The following is a 20,193-nucleotide window of genomic DNA, read 5'->3' as shown; positions in this document are numbered from 1 at the left end:
TTGAGCGCGTACGGGTACGAAGGCGTCGTACGCGCTCAGCCGCCGGAGCTGCCCTTGCCGCTGCCGAAGCCGCCGCGGTCGACGCTGCTGCCGTGGCCGCCGCCGCTCGAACTGCCGGACCCCTTGCGGGGCTTGGCGAAGGAGCCGCCGTCGACCCAGCCGCTCTTCTTCTTGCCGCCGTAGTACCAGGAGCCGTTGACCGACGTCTTGGTGGACTTGCAGTTCTTGTCGGCGACGACCTTGTACCCCTTGGTGAGGTTGTAGCTGTCGCGGTCGACGCAGCGCTTGTCGGGGTCCGAGGAGCAGGCGGTGAGCGCCGCCGCGAGAAGTCCCATACCGCCCAGCACGACCGCGCCCGAGCGCAGTTGGCGTCGAGTGTCTGCCATGTCCGTTCCCCCGTTGTCGCCATGGCTTCTGAGTGGTGCGTGTTCGCCGCTGTTTCGGAGCGGGGCGCTTGTTCTGTTCAGTTCATTCGCTTGCTGAAGGTGATCAGATTAGAGATCACTTACGGGGAGCACGCAGTGGCCCCCCGCGATTCACCGTCCCCTACAGTCACTTCGTGCTCTTTGGAATGATGTGCGCCCTTGGTGCGTCGGTCTGCTTCGGTACGGCGACGGTGTTGCAGGCGATGGCAGCGCGCGCGGCGGCCGACAGCGGACCGGGCGGCGACACGGCGCTGCTGCTGCGGGCACTGCGGCAGTGGCGGTATCTGGCGGGGCTCGCGCTCGACGGGGTCGGGTTCCTGCTGCAGATCGCCGCGCTGCGGTCGATTCCGATCTACGCGGTCGGGGCGGCGCTCGCCGCGAGTCTCGCCGTGACGGCGGTGGTGGCCTCGTGGCTGCTGCGGGTGCGGTTGAGCCGGGTCGAGTGGGGCGCGGTGGGGGTCGTGTGCGCGGGGCTCGCGATGCTGGGGCTGGCGTCCGGGACGGAGGGTGAGGTGGCGGGGTCCACGGCGTTGAAGTACGCGATGTTGGGCACGGCCGTCGCCGTGCTGCTGTTGAGCCTCGCGGGCGGGCGGTTGCCCGAGCGGGGACGGCCGCTCGCCCTCGGGCTGGGCGCCGGGTTCGGGTTCGGGGTGGTCGAGGTGGCGGTGCGGCTCATCGACGACCTCGATCCGGGGGCGTTGCTGAGCAATCCGGCGACGTATGCGCTGCTTCTTGGTGGAGGGGCGGCGTTTCTGCTGCTCACCTCGGCCTTGCAGCGGGGCTCGGTGACGACGGCCACCGCCGGGCTGGTCATCGGGGAGACCATCGGGCCCGCGGTGGTGGGGGTGGTGTGGCTGGGGGACCGTACGCGGGAGGGGCTGGCGTGGTTGGCGGTTCTCGGGTTTGCGGTGGCTGTGGTGGGGGCGTTGGCGCTGGCGCGGTTCGGCGAGGCGCCGGGTGAGGAGGCGTAGGGCTTTTCGCCCCCTCCGCCCCTGCCCGTCCCGACCAGCCTTTCGGCTGCGGGTGAGTGGGAACTGCGCAATCTTTTGAGCGGGGGTCTGGGGGCGCAGCCCCCAGGTACGGGACGGGCAGGGGCGGAGGGGGCGAAAACCGTCCCACCTCACAGGAACCCTCAGGGCAGCGCCCGGCACAGCGCGTCCAGCGCGCCCGACCACGCGTGGTCCGGTGGTGTGCCGTAACCCACGACCAGTGCGTCGAGGGGGTCGGGGGCCGCGTCGGGATGGCGGTAGCGCGAGAGGCCGTGGACGGCGAGGCCCTGCCAGGCGGCGGCTTGGACCACCGACTGCTCGGTGCCCGGGGGGAGTTGGAGCACGGCGTGGAGGCCGGCGGCGATGCCGGTGGCGTGGACGGCGGGGGCCCGGGTCGCGAGGGCGGCGACAAGGGCGTCCCGGCGGCGCCGGTAGCGGAGCCGGGCGGCGCGGACATGCCGGTCGTACGCGCCGGAGGTGATGAATTCGGCGAGGGTCAGCTGGTCCAGGGCGCCGGTGGACCAGCCTCCGCCGCCCTTCAGCGAGATGACCTCGTCCGCGAGTGACGGGGGCAGCACGAGCCAGCCCAGACGCAGCGCGGGGGCCAGCGACTTGCTGGCGGTGCCCAGGTAGACCACGCGGTCGGGGTCGAGGCCCTGCAGCGCGCCGACCGGCTGGCGGTCGTAGCGGAACTCGCCGTCGTAGTCGTCCTCCAGGATCAGCCCACCGGTGCGACGGGCCCAGTCCACCACCGCGGCCCGGCGGTCCGGATGGAGCGGCACGCCCATGGGGAACTGATGGGCGGGGGTGAGGAGGACGGTCCGCACGCCCGACAAGTCCCCTGTCCGCGTGCCCAGTTCGTCGAAGGGGAGCGGCGTCGTGCGCAGGCCCGAGCGGCGCAGCAGGTTCCAGTGGACGTCCAGGCCGTACGACTCCACGGCGAGGGAGCGCAGGCCCCGCTGCCGCAGCACCGCGCCGAGCAGCGTCACGCCGTCCGAGAAACCGGAACAGATCACGATGCGCTCCGGGTCGGCCCGTACGCCCCGGGCACGGGAGAGGTAACCCGCGAGGGCGGTGCGCAGTTCGGGGCGGCCGCGCGGATCGCCGTAGCCGAGAGCGTCGTGCGGCGCGGCGGTCAGCGCGCGGCGGGCCGCCTTGAGCCATGCGGTGCGCGGGAAGGAGGCGAGGTCGGGGCTGCCGGGGACCAGGTCGTAGGTGGGGCGCCCCTGCTCTCGTCTGGGCGGCGCCGACTCCGGCGCCGGCCGCACGACCGTCCGCTCGGCCACCCTCGTGCCCGAGCCCTGGCGTGCGGTGAGCCAGCCCTCCGCGACGAGATCGGCGTACGCGTCGGCGACCGTGTTGCGCGCGATGCCGAGATCGGCGGCCAGCGAGCGGGAGGACGGGAGGCGGGTTCCGGGAGCCAGACGGCCACTGCGGACCGCCTCGCGGAGCGCGTCCGTCAGGCCTTTGCGGACACCGGATCCGGGCAGCTCGACATGGAGATCCACCCCTTCGACCCCGTCGACCCCGTCGACCCCCAAAGTGGCCCATGTTTTCACCATAGAAATGGACCATACCCCTGGGCTACTCCGCTCCTAGGGTCGATCACATGACGACCCACACGGACGAGATCACGAAGAGCACGAAGCCCGAGACGATCGAGAAGACCGACGCGACCGTGCGGTACGCCCCCGAGCACAGCCCCCGTCTGCGCTGGGCCGAGCTCGCCCCCGACGTCTACAAGGCCATGATCAGGCTCGACGCGGCGGCCCGGCGGGGTGTGGACCCCGTGCTCCTGGAACTGGTGAAGATCCGCACCTCACAGCTCAACCACTGCGCGTTCTGCCTGGACATGCACACCAAGGACGCGCTCGCGGCGGGCGAGAGCGTCGAGCGGATCGTGCAGCTGGGCGCGTGGGAGGAGTCGAAGCACTTCTACACGGAGAAGGAGCTCGCGGCGATCGAACTGACCGAGGCGGTCACGGTCCTGACGGACGGCTTCGTGCCGGACGAGGTGTACGAACACGCCGCCGCGCACTTCGAGGAGGCCGAGCTGGCCCAGCTGATCGCCGCGATCACGGTGATCAACGCGTGGAACCGGTTCGGCGTGACCTGCCGTCTCGTTCCCGGGCACTATCAGGCGGGGCAGTACAAGTGACGGCCGCCCTCGCGGCGCCGCGCACGACCCGCCTCGGCGCCGGCATCCGTACCGCGATGCGGGCGCTCGGCGCCGCCGCGAAGAAGGGGCTCGGGGACCCTGCCCTCGCCGAGCTGGTCATGACCCGCGCCTCGCAGCTCAACCAAGGCGCGTTCTGCCTCGACACGCCTTTGAAGCCCGCCCGCGAGCAGGGGGCCGACGAGGACCGGCTCCGGCTCCCAACGGGGAGCACGGAATGGTGAGCGAGGTCGTGAGCAAGGTCGAGACGTTCCGCGCGCTGCACCAGAGCCGTCTCCCGGGTGAGCCGCTCGTCCTGCCCGGACCCTGGGACGCCGCGAGCGCGCGGGTGTTCGCGGATGCCGGGTTCCCGGCGCTCGCCACGCCCAGCGCGGGGGTCGCCGCGTCGCTCGGGTACGAGGACGGGGCCACGCCCGCCGACGAGATGTTCGCGGCGGTCGCGCGGATCGTACGGTCCGTCGACGTGCCCGTGTCCGCGGATGTCGAGGGCGGGTACGGGCTCGCGCCCAAGGAGTTGGTGGAGCGGCTGCTGGAAGCGGGTGCGGTCGGCTGCAATCTTGAGGACTCCGCCGGGGGTGTTCTCAAGGACGCGGCGCGGCATGCCGACTGGCTCGCCGAGGTGCGGGGGGCTGCGGGTGCAGAGCTCTTCGTCAACGCTCGCGTGGATGTCTTCGTGCACGGGGACTCGGATCCGGAGCGGGCGATCGAGCGGGCCGCGTTGTACGTGGCTGCCGGGGCCGACTGCGTGTATCCGATCGGGGCGCCGCTCGACGCGCTTCCGCTGGTGCGGGCGGGGATTCAGGGGCCGGTGAACGTGTTCGCCCGGCTTGATGGGCCCTCGGTGTCCGAGCTGGGGGAGCTCGGGGCCACCCGCGTGACCTTTGGGCCGGGGTTGCAGCGGCGGGCGGCAGAAGCGTTGCGGGGCATCGTGGCCGGCCTGCGACAAGGCCTGCCGGGCGCCTCTTCTTGAGGCGCCCGGCGTGGGGGCTGGGGCGGAGGAATGCGCAACTCGACGCCTACGAGGTGCCGCTCTCTGTGGGGCGGGAGCCGCCCCTGGCGGCACGCACGCCCACAGCTACGAGGGAATCCATGTCTTCCATGTCGACTCGTGGGACTCGACCCACTTCTTCGCCGCCTCCTGAGGCGACAGCTTCTCGTTGGCGATCATCAGGGAGACCTCGTTCTGGTCCTCGGTCGTCCACTTGAAGTTCTTCAGGAACTGGGCCGCCTTGCCGCCGGATTTGGCGAAGTCCGCGTTGAGGTACTTCTGGAGCGGGGTGTGGGGGTACGCGCAGGCGACCTTCTTGGGGTCGGTGTCACAGCCTTCCTTGTAGGCGGGGAGCTTCACCTCGGTCATGGGGACCTTCTTGAAGAGCCACTGCGGGGAGTACCAGTAGGTGAGGAAGGGCTTCTTCTCCTTGGCGAACTGCTTGATCTGGGTGATCTGCGCGGCCTCCGAACCGGCGAACACCACCTGGTAGTTCAGCTTCAGGTTGTTGACCAGGGCCTTGTCGTTGGTGACGTAGGACGGGGAGCCGTCCAGGAGCTGGCCCTTGCCGCCGCTCTCGGCCGTGCGGAGCTGGTCGGCGTACTTGTTGAGGTTCTTCCAGTCGGTCACGTCGGGGTGCTGCTGGGCGAAGTACGTGGGGACGTACCAGCCGATGTGACCGGTGACGCCCAGGTCGCCGCCGCGCGCGATCGTCTTCTTGTCCTCGACGTAGCGCTTCTCCTGGTCGGGATGGCCCCAGTCCTCCAGGATCGCGTCGACGCGGCCCTGGCTGAGGGCGTCCCAGGCGGGGACCTCGTCGACCTGGACGGTGTCGACGCGGTAGCCGAGCTCGTGTTCCAGGAGGTACTGGGCCACGGCCTCGTTGGACTGGGCGCCGACCCACGACTGAACGGACAGGGTCACGGTCTTGGCGCCCTGGGCGTTCGCGAAGGGCGAGGCCTGCTTGGTCATGTCGGCGGCGCCGCAGCCGGTCAGCAGCAACAGGGCCGAGGCACCGGCCACCACATAAGTCGTACGCAGTCGCATGTCACGCTCCCTTCTTCGCGCGGCGTTCGGTGGGCTGGGTCACCCGGTCGAGCATCAGGCCGAGGCAGACGATCGCGGCGCCGCCGACCAGGCCGGTCGCCAGGTCGCCCTGGGCGAGGCCGAAGACGACGTCGTAGCCGAGCGCGCCGCCGCCGACGAGACCGCCGATGATGACGACGGCGAGGACGAGTACGACGCCCTGGTTGACGGCGAGGAGCAGTGCGGGGCGGGCCAGCGGGAGCTGGACCTGGCGCAGTTGCTGCCCGCTGGTCGCGCCGAGCGAGCGGGCCGATTCGAGTGCGGCCGGGTCGACGGCGCGCAGGCCCTGGGTGGTGATACGGACGACGGCGGGCAGGGCGTAGACGACCGCCGCGGCCACGGCGGGCGCGCGGCCGACGCCGAACAGCGCCACCACCGGGATCAGATACACGAACTGCGGCATGGTCTGGAAGACGTCGAGGACCGGGCGCAGCAGGCGCTCGACACGCTCACTGCGCGCGGCAGCGATGCCGATCGCGAAGCCCAGCACGAGGGTCACGGCGACCGCCGCGAGCACCTGCGAGAGCGTGTCCAGCGACGGCTTCCACACGCCCAGCACACCGATCGCGGCCATCGCGAGGACGGCGGTGAGCGCGGTGCGCCAGGTGCCGATCAGCCAGGCGAGGGCGGCGACGATCAGGAGGACCGACCACCAGGGCAGCCACTGGAGGCCGTCCCGGAGCGGGTCGAGGATCCAGGTCGTGAAGTGGCCCGCCCAGTCGGCGGTGCCGCCGATGTAGGGAACGCCGGAGTAGAGGTGGTCGGTCATCCAGTCGACGGCGCGGTTCACCGGCTCGGCGATGTGCACGATCCAGGGGTCGGGCCAGTCGAGGCGGCCCGCGAGGCGTCCGGCGACCGCGACGACGACGGCCGCGCCGAGGGCGTACGCCCATGCCATCGGGTTCCCCCGGGAGTCGCCCCCGAGCCGCTCCCCCGCCGCTCCCGTCACCCGGTCCAGGACGACCGCGAGCAGCACGATCGGGACTCCGGCCGCCAACGCGGCGCCCACGTCGACGGAGGCCAGCGCCTGGTAGACGCGGTCGCCGAGGCCGCCCGCGCCGATCACGGAGGCGATGACGGCCATGGACAGCGCCATCATGATCGTCTGGTTGAGGCCGAGGAGGAGTTCCTTGCGGGCCAGCGGGAGGCGGGCGGTGAGCAGCAGCTGGCGGGCCGTGGCGCCGAGCGAGGCGACAGCCTCCATCACACCGGTGTCCGCGCCGCGCAGGCCGAGCGCGGTGAGGCGGGCCATGGGCGGTGCGGCGTACACGACGGTCGCGAGTACGGCCGCGGGGACGCCGATGCCGAAGACCAGGACTACGGGGAGGAGGTACGCGAACGCCGGGAGCACCTGCATGGTGTCCAGCACGGGCCGCAGCGCGCGGTACGTGCGGTCGGAGAGGCCCGCGGCGAGGCCGAGCAGTGCGCCCAGTGCGACGGACGCCAGTACGGCGACCACCATGAGCGCGAGTGTCTGCATGGTGGGCACCCACATGCCGAGCAGGCCGCAGGTGAGGAACGCGGCGGCGGTGCCGAGGGCCAGGCGTACGCCCGCCGTTCGCCAGGCGACAAGGGCCGCCACTGCCGTGACGCCGGCCCAGCCCGCGGCGAGCAGGACGAGGTAGACGGCGCGGACGGAGAGGACCACGGCGTTGCTGATGTAGCCGAAGAAGTAGAGGAACAGGGGGTGGCTGTCCCTGTTGTCGATGATCCAGGTGCTGACCTTGCCGAGGGGGTCGGTGAGGTCGACCGTGAGGGCGTGGGGCCAGGTTCCGCTCGCCCAGCGGGCGTTGAGGATCGGCACGATCACGGCTGCCGCCAGGGCGAGCAGGGCCAGCTTGCCTGCGGCGCGGTGGCGGACGACTGTTCTGGCTCGCTCGGCCAGCCCGGTATGGCCCAGCGGCGCTGTTGCGGTAGCCATCAAGCCACCTCCTCGCCGGGGGCGACAGGGGAACCTGCGTCAGGGCCGGCCGGGGCTTGGGTGTCGCGGGACGGCGCTTTGCCGGTGCCACCTGTCTCTGGGACGGGTGCCGCCCCAGCGGCACGATTGCCCGCGGGTGGAGCAGGCACGGCAGGTGCATCGGCCGCGTCGGCCGCAGTGGCCGTCCCCGCGACCACGCCCAGCAGGCGCTCGTGGTCGACCACCCCGACGCAGCGGCCCTCGTCCATGACGCGGGCCGGGGAGCCGGTGCGGGCGACGGCCTCGATGGCCTGCGACACGGTCGCGTCCGGCGCTACCGCGGGGCCACTCCCCGCCTCCTCCGCGGACGCGGCCCGCATAGCCGTACGCACCGTCATCACCTGCTCGCGCGGAACGTCCCGTACGAACTCGCGGACGTAGTCGTCGGCGGGTGAGCCGACGATCTCCTCGGGGGTGCCGAGCTGGACGATGCGGCCGTCGCGCATGAGGGCGATGCGGTCACCCAGGCGCAGGGCCTCGTTCAGGTCGTGGGTGATGAAGACCATCGTGCGGCCCTCCTCGCGGTGGAGCCGGATGACCTCCTCCTGCATGTCGCGCCGGATCATCGGGTCGAGCGCGCTGAACGGTTCGTCGAAGAGGAGGACCTCGGGGTCGACGGCGAGCGCCCGCGCCAGGCCCACGCGCTGCTGCTGGCCGCCGGACAGCTGACCCGGCCTGCGCTGCTCCATGCCCTCGAGGCCGACCTTTGCGACGACTTCGGCCGCCTTCGCGCGGCGTTCCGTACGCGAGACGCCCTGGATCTCCAGGCCGTACGCGACGTTGTCGAGGACCGAGCGGTGCGGCAGCAGGCCGAAGTGCTGGAAGACCATCGCGGCGCGGTGGCGGCGCAGTTCGCGCAGCCGGGCCTTGTCCATGGCGAGGACGTCCTCGCCGTCGATCGCGAGGCCGCCGGAGGTGGGCTCGATCAGCCGGGTGAGGCAGCGCACGAGCGTGGACTTGCCCGAGCCGGACAGGCCCATCACCACGAACACCTCCCCCTTGCGCACGTCGAAGCTGACGTCGTGGACGGCGGCCGTGCAGCCGGTGCGGGAGCGCAGCTCGGCGGGGGTGAGCGCGGCGAGCTCGGGGTCGGCGGGGACGCGCTCGGCCTTGGGGCCGAAGACCTTCCACAGGTTGTGTACGGAGAAGACGGGCTCGGTGCCCTTGTCCTGACGCAGGGTCGCGGTACTCATCACGCACCACCTCCAAGCAGGTCGGCGCACTTCTCCCCGACCATGAGCACCCCGATCATCGGGTTCACGGCGGGCATCGTCGGGAAGACGGACGCGTCGGCGATCCGGATGCCGTCGAGGCCGCGGATGCGCAACTCTGGGTCGACGACCGCGAGTTCGTCCGATGGCGCACCCATACGGCAGGTGCCGGCCGGGTGGTACACGGTGTGCGCCACCTGTCGCGCGTACGCGCTGAGCTCCTCGTCGTCCGTGACGGCGGGGCCGGGGCACACCTCGCGCTTGAGCCAGCCGGCGAGCGGCTCGGCCTTCGCTATCTCGCGGGCGATCTTGATGCCGTCGACGAGGGTACGTCCGTCGTAGTCGTCCTCGTCCGTGAAGTACCGGAAGTCGAGGGCAGGCTTCTCGGCCGGGTCGGCGCTGGTCAGGTACAGGCGGCCGCGGCTGTGCGGCTTGGGGATGTTGGGTGTCATCGAGACGCCGTGCGCCGGGCGCTCGTAGCCCAGCCGCTCCGGGTTGTCCGTGAAGGGGATTTGGTAGAAGTGGAACATCAGGTCCGGCCCCTGGTGCTCCGGGTCCCGGCGCACGAACAGGCCCGCGTCGGAGTGCATCGCGGAGTTCTCGGGGATGGGACCGTTGGTCTCCCAGACGATGACGGACTCGGGGTGGTCGAGCAGGTTCTCGCCGACACCGGGGAGGTCGAGCGCGACCGGGATGCCGAGCGCCTCCAGTTCGGCGCGTGGCCCGATGCCGGAGTGCAGCAGCAGCCGCGGCGAGTCCACGGCGCCCGCGCACAGCAGGACCTCGGTCCGAGCCCGTACGAGGATCTCCTCGCCGTCCTTGGTGCGGACGTGCACGCCCGTCGCCCGCGTCCCGTCCAGCTCCAGCTTGTACGCCCAGGTCTCCAGCAGCAGCGTCAGGTTGGCGCGCTGGTCCATCACCGGATGCAGATACGCCACCGACGCGCTCGACCGCTTGTTGTTCTCCGGGTGGTACGCCAGGTCGAAGAAGCCGGCGCCCTCGGTGAACGGCTTCTTGTTGAAGCCCTCGACGCGCGGTACGCCGAGCGCCTGCTGCGCCGCGTCGACGAAGTCGCGGGCGATGGCGTTCCGGTCCTTCTCGTCGACCGGGACGATGTTGTTGAGGAGCCTCGCGTAGTACGCCTCCATCGGCACCGCGCCCCAGCCCTTGGCACCCGCCTCCTCCCACTCGTCCCAGTCGGACGGCAGCGGCTTGAACGCGATCAGCGTGTTGTGGGACGAGCAGCCGCCGAGCACCCGGGCGCGGCTGTGCCGGATGTGCGAATTGCCGCGCGGCTGCTCGGTCGTCGGGTAGTCGTAGTCCAACTCCCCGCCGAGCAGGCCCATCCAGCGGCGCAGGGTGAGGACGTCCTCGCGGTCGACGTCACTCGGGCCGCCCTCGATGACGGCGACGGTGACGTCCGGGTTCTCGGTGAGGCGGGATGCGATGACGGAGCCCGCCGTGCCGCCGCCGATGACGACGTAGTCGTACGTGTTCTCGTGCTGGGACATGAAGTGGTGCTCCTCTGGGGCGTGCAAGGTACGGCGCGTAGCGGTGGTGGGGGGACGGGGGACGGCGGCTTCAGCCGGGGACGGGCTTCAGCCGGCGGAGCGGGTTCAGGCGGCGAACCAGCGGCTCGGGGTCAGCCCGCGAACCAGCGGACCGGCTTCGGCGCGAGGTTCTGGTACACGTGCTTCGTCTCGCGGTACTCGGCGAGACCGGCCGGGCCGAGCTCGCGCCCCACCCCGCTCTTGCCGAAGCCGCCCCACTCCGCCTGCGGGAGGTAGGGGTGGAAGTCGTTGATCCAGACGGTGCCGTGCCGCAGCCGTCCGGCGACGCGGCGGGCGCGGCCCGCGTCGGCGGTCCAGACGGCGCCGGCGAGCCCGTACTCGGTGTCGTTGGCGAGCGCGACGGCCTCGTCCTCGGTACGGAAGGTCTCCACCGTGAGCACGGGCCCGAAGACCTCCTCGCGGACGACCTTCATCTCGCGGTGGCACTGGTCGAGGACGGTCGGCTCGTAGAAGTACCCGGTGGCGGGCCGGACGTCGGACGGCTCGGGCCGTCGGCCGCCTGCCCGCAGCACCGCGCCCTCCGCGAGCGCGGAGGCGACGTACGCCTCGGTCTTCTCGCGCTGCTGCTCGGAGACGAGCGGCCCGCACTCCACACCCTTCTCGGTACCGCGCCCGAGTCTGATCTTCTGGGCCCTGCGGGCGAGTTCGGCGACGAAGCGCTCGCGCACGGACTCCTCGACGATGAGGCGCGACCCGGCGGAACACACCTGACCGCTGTGGATGAAGGCGGCGTTGAGGGCCTGGTCGACGGCGGTGTCGAAGCCTTCCTCGGTCGCGCAGGCGTCCGCGAAGACGACGTTCGGGTTCTTGCCGCCGAGCTCGAGGGCGATCTTCTTGACGCTCACGGCGGCGGCCTGCGCGACCTTCGTACCGCTGATGAGACCACCGGTGAAGGAGATGAGGTCGACGTCGGGGTGTTCGGCGAGCCGGGCACCGACGGAGTGGCCGGGACCGGTGACGATGTTGGCGACCCCGGCGGGCAGCCCGGCCTCGACGAGCAGGTCCACAAGGGCGATTGTCGAAAGCGGAGTGATCTCACTCGGCTTGATGACGAAGGTGTTCCCGGCGGCGAGCGCGGGCGCGATCTTCCAACTGGCCTGCAGGAGCGGGTAGTTCCAGGGCGTGATCATCGCGCAGACGCCGACGGGCTCGTGCACCACGACGCTGTGGATCTCGTCGGAGCCCGCGTCGACGACCCGTCCGCCGCCCTCGCCCACGACGAGATCGGCGAAGTACCGGAAGGCGTCGGCGACGCAGTCGATGTCGACGCACCCCTCCTCCAGGGTCTTGCCCGCGTCGCGGCTCTCCAGGAGCCCGAGCTGTGCGCGATCGCGTACGAGGAGATCGGCGACACGGCGCAGAAGGGCGGCGCGCTCGGCGACCGGGGTGTGCGGCCAGGGGCCCGCATCGAAGGCGCGGCGGGCGGCCTCGACGGCCGCGTCCGCGTCCTTCTCGTCACCCTCCGCGACCACGGTGAACGGCTTGGCATCGGCGGGATCGAGGATCTCGCGGGTGGCGCGGGAGAGGGCTTCGCGCCACTCGCCGCCCACATGGATGGTCTGCTGTGCCTGCTGTCCGGCCATGATCGGTGTTGCCTTCCGTTCCTGTTCAGTGCCCCTGCGTCACACGCGTGTCACCCTCGGGGGCCGGGAGCACCTGCCCCCCGACCCCGGATACATGCACAACCCGTGACCAAAAGTGCGGCGGGTCACTGAAAAAACGTCGAAAATGCGACCAAATTGCCCGAAACGTACGCTGAGAGTGATCGGCATCCCGGAGGTGACGCGATGTCCCGGAAGACGTTGACCTGCGCGACAGCGACCGTGGCGCTCCTGCTTTCCACCGGCCTCGCCACGGCGGCCACCGCGGACGACGGAAACGATCTCACCGCTCAGCAGCTCTCCGACAAGGCGCAGGAAGGCCTCGTGAAAGCGAAGTCCGTCCATATGAAGCTGACGGACAAGAGCGCGGACGCGGCGACGAGCAAGACGCAGCCGACGTCGATAGACCTCTCGCTCGACCAGGACGGCAACTGCGCGGGCAGCATGCGGATGGGCTCCGACGGGGGCGGCGTCCAGATCGTCAAACGGGGCGCCGAGGTGTGGATGAAACCGGACGCGGACTTCTGGAAGGCGCAGATGCCGGGCGGCCAGGGCTCGGCGGCCGCCGAGCTCTTCAAGAACCGCTACATCCACGGCTCCACGTCCGACACCCTCCTCAAGGGCGTGGCCGACATCTGCGACCTCAAGTCCTTCCAGCAGGCCGCCACCGGCGACTCCGGTGACGCGAAGTCCCTGAAGAAGGGCGCCGAGACGACGGTCGACGGCACGAAGGTGATCCCGCTGACGCACAAGGAAGACGGCACCACGACCACGATGTACGTCACCACCGACTCCGACCACCACCTGTTCCGGGCGACCGAGACGGGCAACGGCGCCGAGACGACCCTCACGTTCACGGACTACGACAAGCCGGTCCCGTCCGCGACTCCGTCGGCGGACCAGTCGGTGGACATCGGGAAGCTGCGGAGCGAGCTGCAGATGCAGTGAGGCGCCCGGACGCCGGCATCTCCGACGACTCATGGACACCCCCATTTCCTTTGACTAAAGTCAAAGAAATATGGAGCCAGTGTCAGCGAACCATGTGAAGGCGCTGCGGCGGTTCAACCGCTACTTCACGCGCCGCATCGGCGTGCTCGACGATCACTACCTCGGCCAGGACCGGCCCCTCGGCGAGGCACGGCTGCTCTTCGAGATCGGGGACGACGGAGCCTCGTTGCGGGAGCTCAGGGGCCGACTCGGCCTGGACGCCGGGTACTTGAGCCGGATGGTGCGGGCCCTGGAGGCGCAGGGTCTCGTACGGGTGTGCGTGCATCCCGCGGACAACCGGCTGCGGATGGCGGAGCTCACGCCGGCCGGTCTCGTCGAGGTCAAGGAGCAGAACCGGCGGGCCAACGGGCTGGCCGAAGGGCTGCTCAGCGGTCTCGACGCACGGCAGCGCGACGAACTGACCGCCGCCGTGGCCGTCGCCGAGCGGCTGCTGCGGCTGGCCGCGATCACCGTCGAGCTCGTCGACGGCGCCTCCCGCGACGCGCGGGACTGCCTCGCCGCGTACGCCGCCGACATCGACGAACGGTTCCCTGAGGGCTTCGACCCCGCCGCCCTGGTACAGCCCGATGAGGTGTCGGGGGGCTCGGGTGCCTTCCTGGTCGCGTACGAGGAAGGGCGGCCCGTGGGCTGCGGGGCGCTGCGCCGGCTCGAACCCCAGGTGGGCGAGATCCGGCATGTGTGGGTGCACCCCGCGGCCCGGCGGCTCGGCCTCGCGCGGCGGATCCTCCTCGGCCTGGAACGGCAGGCCGTCGAGCGCGGATACGAGGCCGTACGGCTCGACACGCACGCGGTGCTCACGGAGGCGCAGGCGATGTACCGGGCGTGCGGGTACACGGAGATCCCGCGCTACGACGAGAACGTGTATGCCGCCCACTGGTTCGAGAAGCGACTGCCCGACGCCTCGCACCAGTAACTGCTCACGGTCGTCCGCCTATGAACGGCTCGCGCAGTCGACACCCGTGAGGCAGAAGGAGTTCAGGGCCGTGGTGAGCGTGCCGGTCATGTCCTCGCCCTCGGGACCACTCGCGTTGATCGCGTACAGCGTGCCGTCGGCGGCCGCGAAGCGGTGGTCGATGACGTGAGTGGCTCCGTTCTGCTTGCTGTCGTAGCGGTAGGCGACCTCCGTCCAGTCGGGGCCCGTCTGCCGGCTCAGGAGCTGGTAGCCCGACAGCTGCTGCCAGATCGCCTCGGCCTGGTCCAACGACTCGGTCAGGGAGCTCTCCTTGACCTCGAACAGCATGAGCCTGCTGCTGCCACCGGGTGCCGTGTACGTGACGACCGGCGCCAGCTTGCCCTGGACCTCCTTGCGCACCCACCCTTCCGGCACATCCACGGTGTAACCGACCGGATCCACCGCCCGGCTGTACCCGGGCGACGGCCCCGGGGCAGGGGACTCCGCCGGATCGGCGTAGGCGTCCTCACTCCCGGACGTGTAACCGGTCTCCGGCGAGGGAGCGGTCTGTGTGGCCGTGACGGTCACCGCCGGCCGTGTCGCGCCGGCGTCGGCATGCCCTGCCGAGTCCTTCCTGGTCAGCGCCCAGACCCCGCCTCCCACACCGCCCGCGAGGAGCGCCACGGCCACGATCACCACGAGGAGCCGGCGCGAGTCCGCGGTCCCCCTGCCGGGCCCGGGCGGTGGCGGTGGCGGTGGCGGCACGGATGCCGGAGCCGGAGACCAGTCCGGCCGAACGAGCCCCGACTGGGTCGGCACGGACGCCCACCACTGCTGCGCCGCGTCCGGCGGTGTCCCGCCGGCGTCGGCGGCATCCCGAGCCCCGCCGCTGTCGTCGACCCACCGCCGACGGTCCGCGTCCCACCGTTGCGCCACCTCGTCACCCCCGCTCCACTCCGGTCCCGCTAGCCCGCGAGCTGCGCGATCACCTGCACCACGGCCGCCGTCGACGCCAGCCCCGCCACCACCGCGACGGCGGTCTCCAGCCGCATACGCAGCCTGCCGAGCCGCGCCGGGTCCGCCCGGCCCGTTCGCTCGATCTCCCCCTGTACGACGGCGAGTTCACCGTCGAGCCCGGTCGTGGCGTCCGTCTCCGTGAGCAGCCGCAGATGCTCGCGCAGGGTGCGGACGGCGTCCAGGAGCACCGCGGTCGTCTCGTCGGCGGCCGCGCGCGGTGCCTCGTGGTACTCGGCGCTGCCGTGGTCACCGAAGTTCACCGCGCTGCGGTTGATCCGGTCGACCCGTCCGCCCCTGCCCTCGCTCATCCCTGCTCCCCCTCGTTGTACGACGCGGCGTACATCGTCATGCCCCACCCGGACGCGGCCCGCGCGAACCACAGCAGGAAGCAGACGGACGCGTAGTACAGGACGGCGACGGCGCCGAACAGCGCCCCGAAACCACCGAGTCCGGAAGCCGCCCGGCCGATCTCCACCAGGAAGAAGACGACCCAGATCACGAGCAGCGCGATCCCGGTCGAGGCATCCTTCCGGCGCGCCCGCAGCGCGTGGGCCAGCACGGCGACGACGTCGACACCGAGGGACGGCGCCGCGGGACGCTCTTCGTGCCCTATGAGTTCGTCGATGACCCGCGCCCGGAAGACCGTGTCCAGATGCGCCCCGGCACACAGCAGCCGTGTCGCCTCACTGCGCGCGTACCGTCTCTGCGATCCCGCCATCGGGACCCACCCCCGCCGTGCTCCCCCGGCCACGCCCCCGTTCCCCCGGCGGACCGTACGTCACGACGATAGCGAGGGTTACTCCCGCTGCACCCCCCTATATGGCGACAAAGCACGTACGTTCGATACGTACTTTCCGTACGCACGCGTCAGCCCCCATCCGGCTTCCCGGACAGGGGCTGATGTGGTGCGGGGGTGGCTCGGATCGTCAGATCAGGCCGAGGGCGCGGACCGCCTCGCGCTCCTCCTCGAGCTCCTTCACCGACGCGTCGATGCGGGCGCGGGAGAACTCGTTGATGTCCAGGCCCTGGACGATCTCGTACTGGCCGTCCTTCGTGGTGACCGGGAAGGAGGAGATGAGACCCTCCGGGACGCCGTACGAACCGTCCGACGGGATACCCATGGAGGTCCAGTCGCCGTCCGCGGTGCCGTTGACCCAGGTGTATACGTGGTCGATGGCGGCGTTGGCGGCGGAAGCGGCGGAGGACGCGCCCCGGGCCTCGATGATCGCCGCGCCACGCTTGGCGACGGTCGGAATGAAGTCCTCGGCCAGCCACTTCTCGTCGTTGACGACCTCGGCGGCGTTCTTGCCGGCGACCGAGGCGTGGAAGATGTCCGGGTACTGGGTGGCGGAGTGGTTGCCCCAGATGGTGAGGCGCTTGATGTCCGCGACCGTGGTACCCGTCTTCTTCGCGAGCTGGGTCAGCGCGCGGTTGTGGTCCAGGCGGGTCATGGCCGTGAAGCGCTCGGCCGGTACGTCCGGGGCGGCGGCCTGGGCGATCAGCGCGTTGGTGTTCGCCGGGTTGCCGACGACCAGGATCTTGACGTCGTCCGCGGCGTTGTCGTTGATGGCCTTGCCCTGCGGCTTGAAGATGCCGCCGTTGGCCGACAGGAGGTCGCCTCGCTCCATGCCCTTGGTACGGGGGCGGGCGCCGACGAGCAGACCGACGTTCGTGCCGTCGAAGGCGACGTTCGGGTCGTCCGTGATGTCGATGCCCTGAAGGAGCGGGAAGGCGCAGTCGTCGAGCTCCATGGCGGTGCCCTCGGCGGCCTTCAGCGCCGGCGTGATCTCCAGGAGGCGCAGCTTGACCGGCACGTCCGCGCCGAGCAGCTGGCCGGAGGCGATGCGGAAGAGCAGGGCGTAACCGATCTGGCCGGCCGCGCCGGTGACGGTGACGTTCACGGGAGTGCGGGTCATGGCGTTCTCCGTATGACAGCTGGCGGTGGGGCGTCCCTGCCCCGGGTGCAGGATCTTCCCCTGCGTCCGCCGCGATGATCGATCAGGGGTACCGATGATCGATCTCTTGGCGTCAAGAGAGATCCGCCGTCAGGCTATCGCGCATCCGGGACCCCCGACGTCCGGGTCCGTGTGGCCCACCCCACAGAACCCCCCGAGAGGCGGCCGCCCGGCCCGGGAGAGTGGGCGGGGCGGCCGCCTGAAGGGGTACCGGGGGTCCGGCCCGGAAGGGGGTGACTCCTCCCGGACGGCTCCGGATCCCGTGGGGGTACGGTGCGCCTGCCCCGGAGCAGGGCGAGCAATCCCTGCCGGGCGATGCTTTTTTCGCCCCCTCCGCCCCTACCCGTCCCGTACCTGGGGGCTGCCGCCCCCAGACCCCCGCAATCGGCCTTGACGGCCTCGTCCTCAAACGCCGGACGGGCTAAAAACTTGCCGGCCGGGGTGGAGGGGCCAGGCGGTGGGTGGGATACACCCACCGCCGCGGACGCACACAGCACAGACCCGCAGTCGCAGACGCGCGCCACCACGGAGCCACAGTCGCGGACGCACGCCCCACACAGCCTCAGTCGCGGACACCACGCAGCCACCGTTGCGGACGCACGCCACCACGGAACCGCAATCGCGGACGCACGCCCCACGCAGCCGCAGTCGCACACGCCACGCACCCGCAGCCGCGGACGCACGCCCCCACTCACCCGCCCACGCACGGAAGGGGCCGTGCCGGTACATCACATGCCCCGTCGCTTACGTGGTTGCCAACAAGCAGGACCATGCAAGCCAAGCGATCTGCCACCGGCGACGGGGCGGATGTACCGGCACGGCCCCGACCCACCCACCAGCGGAAAGGCGATCGGGGCGAACCGCTACTTCGTACAGCCCTTCTGGCCCGACTTCAGCGTCGCGCACGCCGTCGCGTCGCCGGCGTCCTTGACCGCGACCATCGGGGTGTACGCGTCGGTGTCCGCGATGACCGACCCGGTCTGCTTGGCCGCGCTGCCCGAGGACACCTCGACCCGGTCGCCGACCGCGGCCTGGGTGATCCGGGCCCAGGCGGCGCCACAGGTCTCGCTGTAGCGCACCTCGACGAGGGTCTTACCGACGGTGACGCTGGTGGTGGTCTTGGCCAACTCACCGCCGCAGCCCATGTTCTCCGGGTCCTTGCCGGTGCAGTCCGCGCCACTGCACTTCACCCCGGCCGGCAGGTCGGTGTTGATACTGGCGGACGCCGACGGCGTCTTGGGCGTGTCGCCCGCGTTCTTCTTGTCCCCGCCACTGGTGAGATAGACGGCCACCGCGATCACCACGAGCGCGCCGACAATCCCCGCGAGGAACATCGTGAGCCGCCGCCCCCGCCGCCCCCCCGCCCCCCGGCCCCGCGGCGCCGGGCCGCGCGTCCTGCGGCGGCCCCCCGGCCGGCCGGGCCGGTCCGGCCGGCGCCGAGGGACCGAACTGCCCGCCCCCGTCGGACGGCGAGGCGACAACCCCCCAACTGCCACCACGCCCCGCGCCGCCGGACGAGGACCCCCCGGACGGGGATCCCCCGGACGAGGACCCGCCGTACCCGGAACCGCCGCGCGAGCCACCCCCGTACGCAGACCCCCCGTACGAAGACGACTCCCCCGCGTCGGGACCGGACGGCTGCGACGGCACGGACGGCACCGACGGCGGCACCGTCGGCGAGACCCCCGCGGGCCCGGCGATCCCGGGCGTCGCGGTCGCACTGCCGCCCTTACGGGCGGCCTGCTGGCCGTTGCTCCCCTTCGCCGGAGTCGGCCCGAACTCCCCGAGCGCGGCGCGCGCCTGGGAGATCCGGATCGCCTCCATGGTCATGTCGTGGCGCATCTCCGAGCGGCTCCAGGCGCGCTCGGCCAGCTCCCACATGGTCGTCAGATGGATGGGATTGGTCCCGGTGACCTCGGCCAGCGCGACGATCGCGCCCTTGGGCGCGAGCAGCCGCCCATTGAGGTAACGCTCCCAGGACGTCTTGCTGTAGCCCGTGCGGTCGGCCACGGCGGCGATGCTCAGCCCGCTCCGGTCGACGAGCCGACGCAGCTGACTGGCGAACTCCCTGACCTGCGGATCGAGTTCATCCGGCAAGGCCCTCCAACGAGGCATTGCTTCCCCCCTCTTTCCCCCCGTACGTGCACGACTGTTCTCCCCGCGCGTGGCGCCCCTCCGCCGAGTCCCCGTTCTGGCTACCCACAGGGATGCGCTCGGTCAGGATCTCAGTTCCCGGGGTGGGGGCGCACGGGAGCATTCGGGCCGGAGCATGCACCGTTGCACGCCCGTTGGGATGCGGTCCAGTGTCCCACCGGCATCTTGTGCGACCGGTCGAACCCCTGGTCTCCGCGCGGGACGTCCCGGACCGTCCCGATTGCCCACGTTAACCCGACTGTTGTAATGGATCAGTGCAAATCCTTGAACTTGTCAAGACATCGACACAACGACAACACAGCCGGGACCTCAGGAGCCCCGGAAGCCCTCGGCTCACCCGAGGGTGACGGCCCCGACGAGGGCGACGAGGAGGAGAACGAGCAGAAGCAGGGCGGCGTACAGGGGCAGGCGGCCCATGGAGGCCCCGGAAGACGATGCCTCGGACGGCGGCGCGTCCCACCACGGAAGCGTGGGGTCGTCCTCGTACGCGCCGGGAACGGCCCCACCCGCGGACGCCCCATCGAGCGCGGGCCCACCCACAGCCGAACCACCGGACACCGAACCACCGGACACCGAACCGCCAGACCCCGAACCGCCAGACCCCGAACCACCGGACACCGGTCCGTCACCCACCGGCACCCGAGGCCAGACCCGCACCGCCAGCTCCCAGCGCACGCCGAAGCGTTCCGTGTCCTCGGTCACGAGACCCGCGACCCGGCACAGCGCGACGACGGCCTGCCGGGGCGGCGGCTGGGTCGCGTTGAGGTAGCGCTGCCAGGAGGACTTGCTGTACGCGGTGCGCGCGCCCAGGGCGACCAGGCTGAGGCCGGTGCGGTCCTTGAGCTGCCGCAGCTGCTCGACGAAGTGGCGTACCTCCGACGGAAGTTGCTCCGGCAACGGCTGCCAGGAACTCATCGCTGACCTCCCTCGGCGTTCCCTGAGCGAGGGACGACACCGGGCGGCGGACGGTTCCCGTGAACGCTCGGCGGCACCGCCCGGCGGACGGTTCCCGGCACACGGCACGGACCCCGTAGCGGAATGGTCACTTCCGTGCCACAGCGAACTGCCAGGTGTTGAACAGCCTGTTCCCGTGCACAAGTGTTGACCCCGGGCGGAACACCCGCCCGGTCGCGGCCCGTCCTTACTCGGGGGAGAGGACG

17 protein-coding genes and 2 pseudogenes are annotated in these 20,193 nt (G+C 71.2%); 6 read left to right on the top strand and 13 right to left on the bottom strand.

All coding sequences use genetic code 11. The features are described 5' to 3' along the window. Positions 1-35: 35 nt before the first annotated feature. Entirely contained in the window at positions 36-386 is a 351-nt protein-coding gene (locus AB5J53_RS29810; RefSeq protein ID WP_369248705.1) for a hypothetical protein, read from the bottom strand. A 185-nt stretch (positions 387-571) separates the two neighbouring features. Here AB5J53_RS29810 and AB5J53_RS29805 point away from each other — a divergent pair, with 185 nt between their 5' ends. After that, positions 572-1,396 (top strand): hypothetical protein, encoded by an 825-nt coding sequence (locus tag AB5J53_RS29805; protein ID WP_369252543.1) that lies wholly within the window; start codon positions 572-574, stop codon positions 1,394-1,396. 161 nt (positions 1,397-1,557) lie between these two features. Here AB5J53_RS29805 and AB5J53_RS29800 read toward each other — a convergent pair whose 3' ends face one another. Next, positions 1,558-2,976 (bottom strand): PLP-dependent aminotransferase family protein, encoded by a 1,419-nt coding sequence (locus AB5J53_RS29800; protein ID WP_369248704.1) that lies wholly within the window; start codon positions 2,974-2,976, stop codon positions 1,558-1,560. Positions 2,977-3,023: 47 nt separating this feature from the next. On the opposite strand from AB5J53_RS29800, the gene AB5J53_RS29795 reads away from it, so the two are divergent. From AB5J53_RS29795 to AB5J53_RS29785, 3 genes and pseudogenes are all read left to right on the top strand, one after another. Next, on the top strand, positions 3,024-3,572 hold the full coding sequence (locus tag AB5J53_RS29795) for a carboxymuconolactone decarboxylase family protein (protein WP_369248703.1): 549 nt from the start codon (positions 3,024-3,026) through the stop codon (positions 3,570-3,572). 56 nt (positions 3,573-3,628) lie between these two features. Beyond that, a pseudogene (locus AB5J53_RS29790) lies at positions 3,629-3,790 on the top strand (carboxymuconolactone decarboxylase family protein); the annotation flags it as partial. A 17-nt stretch (positions 3,791-3,807) separates the two neighbouring features. After that, positions 3,808-4,560, top strand: a complete 753-nt coding sequence (locus tag AB5J53_RS29785) for an isocitrate lyase/phosphoenolpyruvate mutase family protein (protein WP_369248702.1) — start codon at positions 3,808-3,810, stop codon at positions 4,558-4,560. A 105-nt stretch (positions 4,561-4,665) separates the two neighbouring features. On the opposite strand, the gene AB5J53_RS29780 is transcribed toward AB5J53_RS29785, so the two are convergent. The 5 genes from AB5J53_RS29780 to AB5J53_RS29760 form a co-directional block, all read right to left on the bottom strand. Next, the gene (locus tag AB5J53_RS29780) at positions 4,666-5,625 is read right to left on the bottom strand and encodes an ABC transporter substrate-binding protein (RefSeq protein ID WP_369248701.1); all 960 of its coding nucleotides are present in this window, start codon (positions 5,623-5,625) and stop codon (positions 4,666-4,668) included. A 1-nt stretch (position 5,626) separates the two neighbouring features. Continuing rightward, positions 5,627-7,585 carry an ABC transporter permease gene (locus AB5J53_RS29775; RefSeq protein ID WP_369248700.1) on the bottom strand — a complete coding sequence of 653 codons (1,959 nt, stop codon included), beginning with the start codon at positions 7,583-7,585 and terminating at the stop codon, positions 5,627-5,629. After that, the gene (locus tag AB5J53_RS29770; RefSeq protein ID WP_369248699.1) at positions 7,585-8,817 is read right to left on the bottom strand and encodes a glycine betaine/L-proline ABC transporter ATP-binding protein; all 1,233 of its coding nucleotides are present in this window, start codon (positions 8,815-8,817) and stop codon (positions 7,585-7,587) included. The genes AB5J53_RS29775 and AB5J53_RS29770 overlap by 1 nt, the downstream gene beginning before the upstream one ends. Continuing rightward, positions 8,817-10,346 carry a GMC family oxidoreductase gene (locus AB5J53_RS29765; protein WP_369248698.1) on the bottom strand — a complete coding sequence of 510 codons (1,530 nt, stop codon included), beginning with the start codon at positions 10,344-10,346 and terminating at the stop codon, positions 8,817-8,819. Before AB5J53_RS29765 ends, AB5J53_RS29770 begins: the two co-directional genes overlap by 1 nt. A 131-nt stretch (positions 10,347-10,477) precedes the next feature. Beyond that, complete coding sequence (locus AB5J53_RS29760; RefSeq protein WP_369248697.1) at positions 10,478-11,989, bottom strand: aldehyde dehydrogenase family protein; 1,512 nt, start codon at positions 11,987-11,989, stop codon at positions 10,478-10,480. A gap of 204 nt (positions 11,990-12,193) precedes the next feature. On the opposite strand from AB5J53_RS29760, the gene AB5J53_RS29755 reads away from it, so the two are divergent. Both AB5J53_RS29755 and AB5J53_RS29750 read left to right on the top strand, forming a co-directional pair. Then, entirely contained in the window at positions 12,194-12,955 is a 762-nt protein-coding gene (locus tag AB5J53_RS29755; RefSeq protein WP_369248696.1) for a hypothetical protein, read from the top strand. Positions 12,956-13,025: 70 nt separating this feature from the next. After that, the gene (locus tag AB5J53_RS29750; RefSeq protein WP_369248695.1) at positions 13,026-13,928 is read left to right on the top strand and encodes a GNAT family N-acetyltransferase; all 903 of its coding nucleotides are present in this window, start codon (positions 13,026-13,028) and stop codon (positions 13,926-13,928) included. Between the two features lie 18 nt (positions 13,929-13,946). On the opposite strand, the gene AB5J53_RS29745 is transcribed toward AB5J53_RS29750, so the two are convergent. The 6 genes and pseudogenes from AB5J53_RS29745 to AB5J53_RS29720 form a co-directional block, all read right to left on the bottom strand. Beyond that, positions 13,947-14,843, bottom strand: coding sequence for a hypothetical protein (locus AB5J53_RS29745; RefSeq protein ID WP_369248694.1), 897 nt, complete (start codon positions 14,841-14,843; stop codon positions 13,947-13,949). 29 nt (positions 14,844-14,872) lie between these two features. Next, positions 14,873-15,232 (bottom strand): hypothetical protein, encoded by a 360-nt coding sequence (locus tag AB5J53_RS29740; RefSeq protein ID WP_369248693.1) that lies wholly within the window; start codon positions 15,230-15,232, stop codon positions 14,873-14,875. Beyond that, positions 15,229-15,642 (bottom strand): hypothetical protein, encoded by a 414-nt coding sequence (locus tag AB5J53_RS29735; protein WP_369248692.1) that lies wholly within the window; start codon positions 15,640-15,642, stop codon positions 15,229-15,231. The genes AB5J53_RS29740 and AB5J53_RS29735 overlap by 4 nt, the downstream gene beginning before the upstream one ends. A 208-nt stretch (positions 15,643-15,850) precedes the next feature. Next, positions 15,851-16,840, bottom strand: a complete 990-nt coding sequence (locus AB5J53_RS29730; RefSeq protein ID WP_369248691.1) for a malate dehydrogenase — start codon at positions 16,838-16,840, stop codon at positions 15,851-15,853. Positions 16,841-17,742: 902 nt separating this feature from the next. After that, positions 17,743-18,994: pseudogene (locus AB5J53_RS29725) on the bottom strand (XRE family transcriptional regulator). A gap of 372 nt (positions 18,995-19,366) precedes the next feature. Further along, a complete protein-coding gene (locus AB5J53_RS29720; protein WP_369248690.1) occupies positions 19,367-19,948 on the bottom strand; it encodes a helix-turn-helix domain-containing protein in 582 nt (193 codons plus the stop codon). Between the last annotated feature and the right edge of the window lie 245 nt (positions 19,949-20,193).

This window comes from Streptomyces sp. R41, from assembly GCF_041053055.1.
In the GTDB taxonomy this organism is placed as follows: Bacteria; Actinomycetota; Actinomycetes; order Streptomycetales; family Streptomycetaceae; genus Streptomyces.
Note: the sequence above shows the minus strand (reverse complement) of the source record. Positions and strands in the feature narration are given on the sequence as shown.

Excerpts from the sequence above, each read along its gene's own strand:
- AB5J53_RS29765 (WP_369248698.1), bottom strand. The coding sequence starts at position 10,346 with ATGTCCCAGCACGAGAACACGTACGACTACGTCGTCATCGGCGGCGGC.
- AB5J53_RS29785 (WP_369248702.1), top strand. The coding sequence starts at position 3,808 with ATGGTGAGCGAGGTCGTGAGCAAGGTCGAGACGTTCCGCGCGCTGCAC.
- AB5J53_RS29780 (WP_369248701.1), bottom strand. The coding sequence starts at position 5,625 with ATGCGACTGCGTACGACTTATGTGGTGGCCGGTGCCTCGGCCCTGTTG.
- AB5J53_RS29720 (WP_369248690.1), bottom strand. The coding sequence starts at position 19,948 with ATGAGTTCCTGGCAGCCGTTGCCGGAGCAACTTCCGTCGGAGGTACGC.
- AB5J53_RS29755 (WP_369248696.1), top strand. The coding sequence starts at position 12,194 with ATGTCCCGGAAGACGTTGACCTGCGCGACAGCGACCGTGGCGCTCCTG.
- AB5J53_RS29805 (WP_369252543.1), top strand. The coding sequence starts at position 572 with ATGATGTGCGCCCTTGGTGCGTCGGTCTGCTTCGGTACGGCGACGGTG.
- AB5J53_RS29730 (WP_369248691.1), bottom strand. The coding sequence starts at position 16,840 with ATGACCCGCACTCCCGTGAACGTCACCGTCACCGGCGCGGCCGGCCAG.
- AB5J53_RS29810 (WP_369248705.1), bottom strand. The coding sequence starts at position 386 with ATGGCAGACACTCGACGCCAACTGCGCTCGGGCGCGGTCGTGCTGGGC.
- AB5J53_RS29800 (WP_369248704.1), bottom strand. The coding sequence starts at position 2,976 with ATGGTGAAAACATGGGCCACTTTGGGGGTCGACGGGGTCGACGGGGTC.
- AB5J53_RS29740 (WP_369248693.1), bottom strand. The coding sequence starts at position 15,232 with ATGAGCGAGGGCAGGGGCGGACGGGTCGACCGGATCAACCGCAGCGCG.
- AB5J53_RS29760 (WP_369248697.1), bottom strand. The coding sequence starts at position 11,989 with ATGGCCGGACAGCAGGCACAGCAGACCATCCATGTGGGCGGCGAGTGG.
- AB5J53_RS29735 (WP_369248692.1), bottom strand. The coding sequence starts at position 15,642 with ATGGCGGGATCGCAGAGACGGTACGCGCGCAGTGAGGCGACACGGCTG.
- AB5J53_RS29775 (WP_369248700.1), bottom strand. The coding sequence starts at position 7,585 with ATGGCTACCGCAACAGCGCCGCTGGGCCATACCGGGCTGGCCGAGCGA.
- AB5J53_RS29750 (WP_369248695.1), top strand. The coding sequence starts at position 13,026 with ATGGAGCCAGTGTCAGCGAACCATGTGAAGGCGCTGCGGCGGTTCAAC.
- AB5J53_RS29795 (WP_369248703.1), top strand. The coding sequence starts at position 3,024 with ATGACGACCCACACGGACGAGATCACGAAGAGCACGAAGCCCGAGACG.
- AB5J53_RS29770 (WP_369248699.1), bottom strand. The coding sequence starts at position 8,817 with ATGAGTACCGCGACCCTGCGTCAGGACAAGGGCACCGAGCCCGTCTTC.